We start from the raw sequence: 12,195 nt of genomic DNA, 5'->3' as shown, positions 1-12,195 counted from the left end.
ATTAGTTCCTATCTTTTACTTGAAAATCTAAAAAAATCAGGTATCATTGTGCGTCTAACGTTAGGGCCCATAGCTCAGTTGGTTAGAGCAGAGGACTCATAATCCTTTGGTCGTAGGTTCAAGTCCTACTGGGCCCACCATATTCAAACTCCTTTAAATCTTCAGATTTAAAGGAGTTTTTTATTGCTTGAATTTTGTGCAAAGACACTGATGTAATTAATTTTTTGATACTATCTTGATACTTTGACCCTTGTAGTAATTAAAGTATGATGACTACTAACGCTATGGTTATATGCTGCTGCATGGGTGATATATGAAAGTTGGCTTATTAATCACTCCTCCCTTATTGCTAGTCACACTTTTGGCCTTGGTATTTTGGTTGCCAATACTAGGTGGCTAAGTGATTATAGTTAGCTGGGTTATCAAAATTTTGAGTATGCTTTGATTTATAATATTTTGGACGGTTTCTGCCTTGAATGATGAGATGATGAACGGTGTTTCTATATTTATTCGCTCATAAAGATATTCGTATGTATCGTAATGGTAGGATAAAACTGGTTAAATTTTCTTCTGAGTAATCGTAATTATGAGCGGTTACTTATCTACTCAAGCACACCGCCAATACTCTATTTTTCAATTATTCAACGTATCACTCTCAATACGACCATCAACCAAATTAATCGTGCGATCACAAGATGCTGACAAGCGCGGATCATGAGTGACCAGCAATACCGCACAATCACGTTCCTGATTGACTTTGCGAAACAGCTCAAATACTTCGCCAGCCGTAACAGTATCCAGATTACCCGTAGGTTCATCAGCCAATAACAAGGCAGGCTGGGTTATCAATGCTCTTGCAATAGCAACACGCTGTTGCTGACCCCCTGAGAGCTCGTTAGGTCTACTGTCAGCGAAGCGCTCTAGACCAACAGCTGCCAGTAGTTCCTGCGCTTTTTGAATAGCGAATTTATCTGGACGACCCTGTGTTAACGTTAGAGGCATCAAGATATTATCTAAGGCGCTAAAAGCTTGAATCAGATGATGGAACTGAAAAACAAAGCCAATACTACTGCCACGTAAAGCGGTGCGACTGCCATCATTCATAGCGCTGGTTGCTTGACCCAATAGATATAGCTCACCGCTAGTTGGCTGATCAAGTAAACCGAGTACATTTAATAAGGTACTTTTGCCCGAACCTGAAGGACCAATCAGTGCTGCAAAGTCATCATTACCAATAGTTAAATCAATACCATGCAGCACTTCAATCTCATTAGGTTGACCGATGTTATAAGATTTTTTTAGTGCCTCTAGACGCAAGACTTCGTGATATTGACTGGACATAGGGGTTGACGTCTTATTAAAAATATTAGCAAAACGATTGTTAAAAGTGTCGTTGGAATCATTATTAGACATAGCGAATAGCCACCACTGGATCAAGTGACGCTGCTCGCCGCGCTGGGATAGCTGCTGCTATAACACCCGTTAACGTTGCTAACGACATAGTCACTAAAATCAAGTTTATAGATATTGGAATCGTAAATATATTGGGTCCGAAGGTATTAAAAGACCATACCAATACATAGCTGACGCCACTACCGACAATCGAGCCTAGCAAGCCAAATACAGCCCCTTGAAATAAGAATATTCGCAATATTTGCTGACGGGTTGCGCCCATTGCTCGTAGGATGCCAATCTCTCGCGTACGCTGAACCACACTGACCGACAACACACTGGCAATGCCAAAAGCCACCGAGATCGCTACAAAGCCTACAATCATATTGCTAGATAGGCTTTGAGCAGTGAGACCATTTAGCAATTGGGCATTGGTTTTTATCCAGCTTTCTGCTTGCAGTGAGGTCAAGCGTCCAACTTGCGCAGCAATCTCCTCCGCTTCAAAGATGTCTTCAACCGTCAAATCAATGACTGTGATACCACCCGGCAAACCAAGTAAGGACTGCGCTTGTTTTAGGTCTAGATAAACGTAGCGCGCATCTAGCTCTCGTACGCCGAGCTCGAATATACCAGCGATATTGACTACAGCGCTGTTGCTACTGAGGTTATTACTGGGACTACTATCACCATCGTCTTGACCAGTATCTAAGCGCAGTTTACTACCGACTTCTACACCCAAATTTTTGGCCAATTCAATGCCAATCAACACATTATCTGCGCCCACTCGCAGCTCGCCACTGATTAAATACTCACTGAGTGGTATGATCTTTTGATAGCGTTCCAGATCAGTACCCACTAGAATTACTGACTCTAGTGCCTCACCACGCCTGACGAAACCAGGCCCAGATACGTTTGGTGATACTGCTTTTAAGATAGGCAGTTGATCTAAAGTATCCGTAATTTGCTGCCAATTATTGATTGAACGCAGACGTTGTAGACGCTTGTCTTCTTGTATCAGTTGTAGCGTATCATCAGCAGGTGACTCTATTAGGTTGACTTCATCTGGCGATACTAAGCGAATATGTGCCTGACTACCTAGGGTACTGTCAATAAGATTGGTCTGTAATCCTTGAATCAATGCAGTAATAAATATAATAACGGCAACACCTATTGCCACTCCCAGAGTAATCATCAGTGACTGTATTCGCCCCTCGCGTAAGAAACTGATGGCAATGTTGGCGTCAATCCAAAGTCTACCGAAAAAAGCCGTCAATTGATTGTCTCCGCTGCTTGGTTCTTATCCTTTACCGCCCTCATCTTATCAGTATTAGCAAAAGGTGCTGCTTGCAGCTTGGTTCTAACTCGTGCGCCATCAGCTAGTGAGGCAGTGGCATCAACTAAAATCTCATCGCCTGCGCTTAAACCTGAGAGCACCTCTGATGCTGACAACCCACGTAATCCTAACCTCACTTGTTGGCGTTGAACTTCACCATCACGCAATAATAATACTTCGGCGCTGTCTTCTTTAACATTGGCTAGTGCATCATTAGAAATGACTAAGGCTTTTGTGCGTTGATCCGTTTCGATATTCACTGATACCGTCATATCTTGACGCAAAAAATCAGGTACAGGATCGACAGATAATCTCACCTCTACCGTACCGCGTTGCGGATCTATACTTGGTGCAATGAAACTAATACGTACTGGGAACGGTTTATTCGGATAGGCATCGGCAATAGCGACAGCTGGTTGCTGCAAAGCCAATCGAGATAAATTACGTTCATCAAGCGGTACTCTTATTTCAGTTTTACCATCGAGGGCAATAGTAAACAAGCTCTGACCTGGTTGTACCAAATCGCCTACCTCGACATTACGGGTCAGAATAGTGCCTGATACTTTGCTACGTACTTGCGCTTTGTTGAGCTGAGCCTGCAATGCTGCGATACGAGCACGTAATAAATCTTCTTCAACACCACCAGAGGAGAGTGCATTCGCTCTCAGTCGTGCATTTTCAAGGTCATTGCGTGCTTGTGCTTGGGCTTGAATCGCCTGCTCCATTTCCTCATCAGAGATGGCCGAGATAGCAGCCAATTCGCGCCTACGCTCGACATTACGGTCAGCTTGCGCCAACGCTACTTCGGCATTAGTCAAATCCACCACTGCTTGTGGACGAGTGCTACTAATCAACTCCGCCAACTCGGCTTCAGCCTGACGCACTTGGGCTGCAACGTCATCGGAGCTCAATACCAACAATAAATCTCCTGCAGCGACTTGTTCGCCTTCTTGCACCAGCCGCTTTAATACGACACCTGATATCTCGCTACCAATATCAGTATTTGATACGGCGACGACCCGTCCAGTCGCTACTACCGTCTGCACCAAAGGCATCGAAGATATTCTATAGCTTGGTAATAGGGGTCCTTGCCACCAACGAAAGGCAAAAAAGCCCGAAACAATGATGAGCAGTAGTGCGCTAACAATAAGTTTATAAGGAATAGCGCGCAACGAGTTTCTCCAGTCCAGATTAGAGAGCTATCTAAGCGTAGCTCCTGCTAAATTTGATCATTATGAAATGTTACCTGAAAGAGTTTATTAAAGTAATAAGTGTTTTAGAGGTAACTATATTAGTTGCTAGTTTTTAGCGGTACTCCTCTATTACCGTTAATGAGCTTCTACTCTAGAAATTTTAATTCCGCTCTGTCACATTTAATGGATAATATCTATCCAAGAAGTTTTTAACACATCGGTCTTTTAATCCCTGACTTAGATGCCGCTGTAAAATTTTATACTGAAGTGATCGGTTCGTACACTATCATGGAGCCGACTGAGATTATCGAGGATGACAGCCCTATTGGTGCAATGTATACCGAGGTTCAAAGCGAAAAAAGGCAAGCTTATCTGCATTAAGTAGTATGATCCTGAACTCATGGCTATACTAGAAGAGAATAAACGTCTGAAACGTGATCTGAAAGTTGCTCAGGAGGAGCGAAACATTCTAAAAGAGGCCACGGCGTACTTCGCGAAACACAGTTGATGCAGTACGTCTTTATCAAGGATAACCAAAAAATATTTAACATCACCTACATGTGTCACTTATTAGATGTTAAGCCATCAAGCTACTACAACTAGATAAATCGCGTTATCAGCAATCAGCTGATTCATCGAAATCAATGTGAGTCGCTAGTCAGGGTGACTCATGGCGAGACTAAGCAGCGCTATGGCTATGAGCGATTGTATGCTTATCTTAAAGGGCAAGGATATACCATCAGTAAATATATAGTTAGACGTATCAAAGAAGAGTATGGCATCAAATGCCGCCGTCATAAGCGCTTTAAAATCACCACTAACTCAGACGATAACAAGTTTGTCTATCCAAACCTACTCGATCAGAAATTTGATACCAATCGCCCTAATGGGGCTCGGGTCAGTGATATTACTTACATATGGACAAGCGAGAGTTGGTTATACTTGGCAGGCGTTAAAGACCTCTACACTAAAGAACTAGTCGGTTACACCACAGGCAAGCGCATAACCGCTGATTTAGTCTGTAAAGCATTGATTATGGCAATTAAGAATAAAAGGCCAAGCCAAGGGCTGATTTTACATTCTGATAGAGGCAGCCAATACTGTAGATATGCATACCACAAGATCATTAAGCGACATCATTTTAAAGGCTCAATGAGTGGTAAAGGTAATTGCTTTGATAATGCGCCAATAGAGAGTTTCTCGGGTGAGGAGCACTGCTCCGCAAGGAAGCATGAACTTGTATACCATCACGACTATAAAACAAGGCTTGAAGCCATCAACGAAATCACACAATATATCGAGCTGGATTATAATGAGGAGCGATTAGCAAAGTACTGCTTTGCAGCGACGCAAGACAAGAGCTATGCTCGCAGTGGGACTAGGATTCAAAAGAGTTTGGGCTATAGATCGCCAAGACCGGTGTGGTTTGATTCTTATCGTCAGGCTGCGTAATCAAAATCTCCCAAGTTCAACTATACGGATTTGACAGCAGGGGTCATAGAGAGTGGGATGAATTTCATAATAGAGAATACATTTACGATTGAATCTATCCAAAACTTAATTACTGCATCTACCGCAGCGCTAGGTTGTGGACTACTCATTGGTCTAGAAAGAGAGCGTAGCAAACAACGTGAAAATCAACACAGCTTTGCAGGTATTAGATCTTTTGCAATTTGCTCTCTATTAGGGGTAATTTGTTTCTCTTTCGGTTCTCTTATGGGACTCGTAGGGGCATTGATAGTAGGTGGTATAAGTATCATCTCTACTCATAAACAAATTGAGGATCCAGGTGTAACCACTGAACTTGCTTTTATACTCACCTATTTTATAGGTGGACTATGTTTATGGCATATTCCTTATGCAGCTGCACTTACAGTAGTCCTTACCTTCCTTCTAGTGACAAAGCATTCAATGCATGGAGTAGCGGTTAAATGGATTACTGAGCGTGAATTCAGAGATGGTATCTTTTTACTTGCTTTACTTTTAATTGCACTTCCTTTAACCCCCAATAGGGATCTTTGGGGTTCAGTACTAAATCCTTATATTATTTTAAAATTATTGATATTGATTTTAGCCATTCAAGCACTGGCACATATGGCAAAGAGGCTTTTACCATCACGCCACGCTATGTTTTTATCTGCTTTAGCGTCAGGATTTATATCTAGTACAGCCACGGTTGCAAGCCTTGGAATAGAAGTTCGTCATGGTCGTGCAGATGCAAAAGAAAATGCTGGAGCTGCCCTTATATCCTGTGTCGCAACATTAGTACAACTTCTTATTATTGTTGCAGGTGTAAGCTTTAGTTGGCTTAAAATTTTATTATTCCCATCTATTATTGCCATGATAGTTTTAATTATTCCTGGAATATGGTTGATGAGAAAAACTCGATCCGAAGAGAAAGCTAAGCTAACTGATACACCTATGTTTAGTTTAAAAGAGGCAGGTATCATTGTAGTCACACTTACTATTATTCAAGTACTTGTTTATGGTTTAAGTTTATGGATGGGTGACGCGGGTCTTATTGCAGGAACCGTACTTAGTTCTATGTTTGAGGTGCATGCAGCAATGGCTGCCGTAGTCATGCAAGGGAACCCAACTAACCCTATTTTATTACTCGCCTTATTACTAGGTTTAGCGACACATGCAATTTCTAAATCAATTAATGCGGCAATTACTGGTGGTTTTCAATACGCACTTGCTTTTGTTCCAATCCAAATTATTCACATGACTGTTTTAATTATCTTGATATATACTATGACGAATAATTAGAAAATTTCTCTCATTTATTGTTGTAATGGACATTTTTCATGCTAATAAAGGGTCTAATGACATAGGCTTATTTAGGTCAGAGCGTTTCTAAAGGTTTAAGGTAAATTACTTCACACCCTCGACTTAGGGTCGAACCCATCGAAAAACTTTGAGATATCATCAACAAGTACACTGAAAGCAACAATCCACAGTTAATAATGTAAATATCAGCAACTTAGCTATCAAGCATGGTACCTACATAGGGACTTGAACCTTCGCTAAGTACACTAAGACTACCTTATTCATTCAAACCATTGATGCTACTAGCCTAAATATCTAAGCGTCCATTTTGAATGAGAATGAGTGGTCACAAAGGGCAGTATTTTCCAATACCTCACTGTATAGTCCATAAAATCACATAACATTTTAAAAAAACTGGTATAGAATCTGTCGATTAATAGTTCAGGAAAAACAAATGTCTCAATTTAAATACCATTTATTAATAGCGGTTGCCACAGTGATCGCCTTAACTGTTGCCGCTATAAGTATAATTGTTATTAATGTTGGCGAAGTATCTGACCCCTATTTAAATGAGAGAATTATTGATAAAAAGAGCTTTGTAGGTGAATGGCCGTTTACAGTTGAAGAAGGCGTGGTCCGATGTGATGTTGTTGGACAATATAAAGCTGTGTCATTCAATGCCTTGGAGGGGTTAATTTATGCCCTTAATGATGCTGCAGAAGTATATTCAAGTAATGATGACTTAAACTGGCGGTCTATCAAAACTGCAAGTATCAAAAGCACTAATGGCAGTATAGATGATGTTATCAAATCAGGCTTAAGCCTGTGTATCGAGTAGTATTTCAGACAATAAAAAACCTACCCATTGAGTAGGCTCTCGGCGCTCATTCATAAACCATAGTCTAACTACTAACTTTCTTATACTGACTTATCTTACCGTTATTACAGACAAACTTACCATTTTGACAATGCCATACACCGCCCATGCTTTTAGAGCAAGGATAGTTTTGAGCATTCGCCTGCATAACTGGCGCCACCATGAACATAGAGATAAGAGGTGCTGACCACATTTTCATAGGCTGCTGCCTTAATAATCGAATAATATAAATTCGAACCATAGCACCCTAAATCACTCCTCTCAACAACAGTTTAACTTATGTTTACTGATGTTTTGGAGCTTTGCCTCAGTCTGTGTTATTCCAACTATCTTAATGGGTACAGCACACAACCAAGCCATGCCACTTGTACAATAAAACATACCGTCCTCAAAAGACACTATATAGGCCGTAAAGTCATTATTGGCTAGATTACTCATAGCCTCTTGATCACAACTATCATCTACCGCACACCATATCTCTTCGTGACCATTTTCTAACATTGCACGAGTCAACTCACTTCCTGTTATTGCTTCATCCATCTAAATAACCCCTAATCATGCAATATAATTATTAACCCAAATAAGCGAGACCACATAAAAAACTCTTTGAATATCTCTAAGAATCCCACTCTTGTAATCGTTAACCCTTGACAATAGAGTGGACTTTATTCTTATATTCTACACTATATATGTATAAAAACGAATATAAAAGACCGTTATTTATAGCTGAAGTATGTGACTGGATTATTAATTAACTGAGACCGCGCTTATTTATAATTTTACATCGTTCTGAGTCAGCAGAGTTTTTTTAATTGGTACAGCATATTTCCATGTACTCTTCTCTTTGCAGTGGAAGCATCCATCTTCAAAAGAAACGATGTGCATCATGAAGGTGCTATCCATATTTTTAATAGTTTTTATAACGTCCTGTTCACTTTCATTGCTTACAGCGCACCAAACCTGTTCATCGCCACGTTCAAGCATTGCTCGCGTTAAATCACTACCTACTAATTCAAAACTCATGTTTATACCTTGACTTTTAAACGTTGATTTTCATAATTGATGATAGCTCTTCTGAATACGCTTCGACACCCGCTATCGTCTATATGTTTGCATAGAGCCTATCACCTGCAGTAATACAACATGACTCAGTTATTCTGTTCAATATATGTTGCACACAGAACTATACACCTAACCTGCAGAGCTATGCTGAAAAAACTGTAGAACCAAACTTGGTAAACTAAGCGTATTAACAGGTGTTTAATATGACTAAGAAAATCAGAACCTACAATGCATCTTTCAAAGCTGAAGCTGTCAAAAAGATAGCCGACAATAACGGCAATGTTTCAGCGACGGCAAAGCAGCTAGGTATAGCCATGCAGACCCTATCTAACTGACAGAACAAAGCGAATGAAGGCAAGCTTGTCGGCACTAAGCAGTATGACCCTGAACTCATAGCCATTATAGAAGAGAATACACGTCTGAAACGTGATCTCAAGGTTGCTCAGGAGGAGCGAGATATTCTAAATGAGGAGGGATAAAGCGAAGCACTGCTTCGCCCCGACGCAAGATGAGAGCTATGCTTGAATGAGGCCACGGCATACTTTGCGAAACACGGTTGATGCAGTACGTCTTTATCATGGATAACCAGAGAATATTTAGCATCACCTGCATGTGCCACGTATTAGATGTTAAGTCATCAAACTATTACAACTGGAAAAATCGCGTTATCAGCAATCAGCTGATTCATCGAAATCAATGTGAGTTGCTAGTTCGCGTGGCTCATGATGAGACTAAGCAGCGCTATGGCTGTGAGCGATTACATGCTCATCTTGCAGAGCAAGGCCATCATATCAGTCAATACATGGTGAGACGAATCAAAGAAGAATACGGCATTCAATGCCGTCGTCACAAACGCTTTAAAGTCACCACCAACTCCAATCATAATAATCTTATTTATCCAAACCTGCTTGATTAGGAGTTTGATGCCTATTGTCCTAACGAGTCGTTGGTTAGTGACATCACTTATATTTGGACTTGCGAGGATTGGCTATACTTGCCAGGTATCAAAGACGTTTATACTAAAGAGCTTGTTGGCTATGCTATCAATAGGCGTATGACCACTGATTTAGTATGTCGTGTACTCAATATGGAAATCAAGAATAAACGACCCGACCAACGGCTGATTGTGCATTACGACAGAGTCAGTCAGTATTGTAGCAATGAGTATCGCAAGATCATTAAGCAGTATCAGTTTAAAGGTTCAATGTCTAGACGGGATAACTGCTTTGACAATGCTCCTATAGGGAGTTTCTCGGGTGAGGAGCACTGCTCCGCAAGGAAGAATGAGCTGGTATATCATCAAAATTATAAAACAAGATTTGAAGCCATTGACGATATCATCAAATATATTGAGCTGGATTATAATGAGGAGCGATTAGCAAAGTATTGCTTTGCAGCGACGCAAGACAAGAGCTATGCTCGCAGTGGGACTAGGATTCAGAAGGGTCTAGGCTATAAAACGCCAAGACAGATGTGGTTTGACTTTTATCGTCAGGCTGCGTAACTAAAATCTCCCAAGTTAATGTCTACGGGATTGACAGCATAGGTAAGTCTTAGAAGTGATTTAGATTAGGGTTATAAAATATAATTTAATAAAAAAACCCTAATGCTACTTTGAACTATAGCATTAGGCTTTTTTATATCTAACTTACAAAATTAAAAAGAAGTACGACGATAGTTGCGATATTCAGGTAACCAGAAATTCGCTTTTAATCGGCGTTGTAGGTTCTCCGCCGTGATAGGTAATGCTAGATTATCTTGAACCGCCTGCAGTGCCACTTCATAGGCTATTTTTTCACTAATCTCTCTAATGACTTTAATAGGCGGTAGTATGGCACCGGGCGCTTTTTCGTACTCCATTGATATATCTGCAAGCGCTTGGCTTGCCGCCATTAACATATTATCGCTGATACCTGTCGCCCGTGCTGCTAGAACACCGAGACCGATACCAGGAAATATATAGCTGTTATTACATTGAGAGACCTCAAAAGACTGTCCGTTAAAAGTGGTATTAGCAAAAGGGCTACCCGTTGCGATAATGGCGCGACCATGGCTCCAATTCGTCACTTCTTGCGGTGTGGCTTCCACACGAGACGTAGGGTTTGAAAGCGGTAGTACAATTGGGTTTTCAGTATTAACACATAAGGATTCAATCACCTCTTGAGTAAACAGCCCTTTTTGTCCGCTTACACCGAACAATACCGTTATTCTTGCTTGTTTAACCACCTGCGCTAAACCCAGTTTTTGACTCTTATCCCAATGTTCAATAGCCGATTGTTTTTGCACGAGCGGTTCTTGAAATTTTTGTAGTTCTGTCATGTTATCAGTGAGCAAGCCATAACGGTCAACCATAAATACTTGGCTACGAGCCTGCGCCTCAGTCAATCCTTCGCGCTGCATTTGGCGAATGATATGCTCAGCAATACCGCAACCCGCTGATCCTGCACCTAAGAATGCTATTCTTTGTTGACTTAGCTTCTGACCCTTATTTAAGCACGCTGCAATCAAAGCACCGACCGAAACCGCAGCCGTCCCTTGAATGTCATCATTAAAGCAGCATAACTGGTCACGATATCTGTTTAATAACGGAGTGGCGTTACCCTGTGCAAAATCTTCAAATTGTAATAACACCTCTGGCCAACGACGCTTAACGGCTTGAATAAATAAATCGACAAATTCATTATATTCATCGCCAGAGATGCGTGGATTCCTCCAACCCATGTACATAGGATCGTCAAGTAACTGTTGGTTATTGGTACCAACATCCAACAAAATAGGTAGACAATAAGCGGGGCTGATGCCACCACAAGCCGTGTACAAAGCCAATTTACCAATGGGAATGCCCATACCGCCAATACCTTGGTCTCCTAGACCCAATATACGTTCACCGTCAGTGACAACGATCACTTTGACATTTTGTTTGGTGGCATTTTGCAGCATATCATCGATTTTATGGCGCTCAGGATATGAGATAAACAAACCACGTTTACGGCGATAAATTTGAGAGAACTTCTCACAAGCTTGACCAACCGTTGGGGTGTAAATGAGCGGCATGACTTCCTCTATATGCTGCTCAATCAAATGATGAAATAAGGTTTCATTGGTATCTTGTATGTTACGCAAGTAAATGTGCTTATCCATGTCACTAGTAAAGGAACGAAGTTGGTGATAAGCGCGTAATGATTGCTCCTCAATCGTCTCAATGTTGTGAGGTAATAGCCCTGTTAAATTAAAGCTATCACGTTCTTCTGATGAGAAGGCACTACCTTTATTCAGTAAAGGGGTCTCTAATAGAGCTGGTCCAGCAATGGGAATATATAAGGGACGCTTGTTTGGCATAATAAAATCTTCTTATTAAGGACGTATGAGTGAAAACTATGCTAGTGGTGCATTATACATAGCATCAGCCTGTACTTAACAATAGATAACAAATCATTTCGAGTGATAAAGGCTCTAAACCTGATTACTTATGCATTTACCTAAAGATAATGTCATTTTTCCTAGAGGTGAATGAATGAGCTAAGCTTAGCTAAAGAAATCATAGGACCTAAACCCCTACATCTTATTTC

The 12,195-nt window shown here is 40.9% G+C and carries 9 protein-coding genes, 1 tRNA gene and 2 pseudogenes; 5 read left to right on the top strand and 7 right to left on the bottom strand.

Annotated elements, in window-relative coordinates:
* Positions 1–63: 63 nt before the first annotated feature.
* Positions 64–140, top strand: a tRNA-Ile gene (locus FQ084_RS03775).
* Positions 141–633: 493 nt separating this feature from the next.
* Here FQ084_RS03775 and FQ084_RS03770 read toward each other — a convergent pair.
* From FQ084_RS03770 to FQ084_RS03760, 3 genes are all read right to left on the bottom strand, one after another.
* Positions 634–1,341, bottom strand: a complete 708-nt coding sequence (locus FQ084_RS03770; protein ID WP_149489591.1) for an ABC transporter ATP-binding protein — start codon at positions 1,339–1,341, stop codon at positions 634–636.
* A gap of 64 nt (positions 1,342–1,405) precedes the next feature.
* Positions 1,406–2,665 (bottom strand): ABC transporter permease, encoded by a 1,260-nt coding sequence (locus tag FQ084_RS03765; protein WP_262880644.1) that lies wholly within the window; start codon positions 2,663–2,665, stop codon positions 1,406–1,408.
* Positions 2,662–3,897: an efflux RND transporter periplasmic adaptor subunit gene (locus FQ084_RS03760; protein WP_149489272.1), complete on the bottom strand. Its 1,236-nt coding sequence runs from the start codon at positions 3,895–3,897 to the stop codon at positions 2,662–2,664. The genes FQ084_RS03765 and FQ084_RS03760 overlap by 4 nt, the downstream gene beginning before the upstream one ends.
* 406 nt (positions 3,898–4,303) lie before the next feature.
* On the opposite strand from FQ084_RS03760, the pseudogene FQ084_RS03750 reads away from it, so the two are divergent.
* From FQ084_RS03750 to FQ084_RS03740, 3 genes and pseudogenes are all read left to right on the top strand, one after another.
* A pseudogene (locus FQ084_RS03750) lies at positions 4,304–5,370 on the top strand (IS3 family transposase); the annotation flags it as partial.
* A gap of 57 nt (positions 5,371–5,427) precedes the next feature.
* Positions 5,428–6,687, top strand: a complete 1,260-nt coding sequence (locus FQ084_RS03745; protein ID WP_188032880.1) for an MgtC/SapB family protein — start codon at positions 5,428–5,430, stop codon at positions 6,685–6,687.
* Positions 6,688–7,141: 454 nt separating this feature from the next.
* Entirely contained in the window at positions 7,142–7,525 is a 384-nt protein-coding gene (locus FQ084_RS03740; protein ID WP_149489271.1) for a hypothetical protein, read from the top strand.
* Between the two features lie 64 nt (positions 7,526–7,589).
* Here FQ084_RS03740 and FQ084_RS13200 read toward each other — a convergent pair whose 3' ends face one another.
* The 3 genes from FQ084_RS13200 to FQ084_RS03730 all read right to left on the bottom strand — a co-directional run bounded on the left by FQ084_RS13200 (position 7,590) and on the right by FQ084_RS03730 (position 8,587).
* Positions 7,590–7,763 carry a hypothetical protein gene (locus tag FQ084_RS13200; RefSeq protein ID WP_188032879.1) on the bottom strand — a complete coding sequence of 58 codons (174 nt, stop codon included), beginning with the start codon at positions 7,761–7,763 and terminating at the stop codon, positions 7,590–7,592.
* Positions 7,764–7,825: 62 nt separating this feature from the next.
* Complete coding sequence (locus FQ084_RS03735; RefSeq protein WP_149489270.1) at positions 7,826–8,104, bottom strand: hypothetical protein; 279 nt, start codon at positions 8,102–8,104, stop codon at positions 7,826–7,828.
* 231 nt (positions 8,105–8,335) lie between these two features.
* Positions 8,336–8,587 carry a hypothetical protein gene (locus tag FQ084_RS03730; RefSeq protein WP_149489269.1) on the bottom strand — a complete coding sequence of 84 codons (252 nt, stop codon included), beginning with the start codon at positions 8,585–8,587 and terminating at the stop codon, positions 8,336–8,338.
* A gap of 242 nt (positions 8,588–8,829) precedes the next feature.
* Between FQ084_RS03730 and FQ084_RS03725 the strand changes: the two are divergent.
* Positions 8,830–10,130 (top strand): annotated as a pseudogene (locus tag FQ084_RS03725) (IS3 family transposase).
* A 152-nt stretch (positions 10,131–10,282) separates the two neighbouring features.
* Here FQ084_RS03725 and FQ084_RS03720 read toward each other — a convergent pair.
* On the bottom strand, positions 10,283–11,965 hold the full coding sequence (locus FQ084_RS03720) for an NAD-dependent malic enzyme (protein WP_149489268.1): 1,683 nt from the start codon (positions 11,963–11,965) through the stop codon (positions 10,283–10,285).
* Positions 11,966–12,195: the final 230 nt, after the last annotated feature.

It is taken from the genome of Psychrobacter sp. ANT_WB68 (genome assembly GCF_008369115.1).
GTDB lineage: Bacteria > Pseudomonadota > Gammaproteobacteria > Pseudomonadales > Moraxellaceae > Psychrobacter.
This window is presented reverse-complemented; position numbering and strand designations above follow the sequence as displayed.

What these genes read in the sequence shown, in the direction of transcription:
- FQ084_RS03720 (WP_149489268.1), bottom strand. Translation starts at nt 11,965, where the DNA reads ATGCCAAACAAGCGTCCCTTATATATTCCCATTGCTGGACCAGCTCTA.
- FQ084_RS03740 (WP_149489271.1), top strand. Translation starts at nt 7,142, where the DNA reads ATGTCTCAATTTAAATACCATTTATTAATAGCGGTTGCCACAGTGATC.
- FQ084_RS03770 (WP_149489591.1), bottom strand. Translation starts at nt 1,341, where the DNA reads ATGTCCAGTCAATATCACGAAGTCTTGCGTCTAGAGGCACTAAAAAAA.
- FQ084_RS13200 (WP_188032879.1), bottom strand. Translation starts at nt 7,763, where the DNA reads ATGAAAATGTGGTCAGCACCTCTTATCTCTATGTTCATGGTGGCGCCA.
- FQ084_RS03730 (WP_149489269.1), bottom strand. Translation starts at nt 8,587, where the DNA reads ATGAGTTTTGAATTAGTAGGTAGTGATTTAACGCGAGCAATGCTTGAA.
- FQ084_RS03735 (WP_149489270.1), bottom strand. Translation starts at nt 8,104, where the DNA reads ATGGATGAAGCAATAACAGGAAGTGAGTTGACTCGTGCAATGTTAGAA.
- FQ084_RS03745 (WP_188032880.1), top strand. Translation starts at nt 5,428, where the DNA reads ATGAATTTCATAATAGAGAATACATTTACGATTGAATCTATCCAAAAC.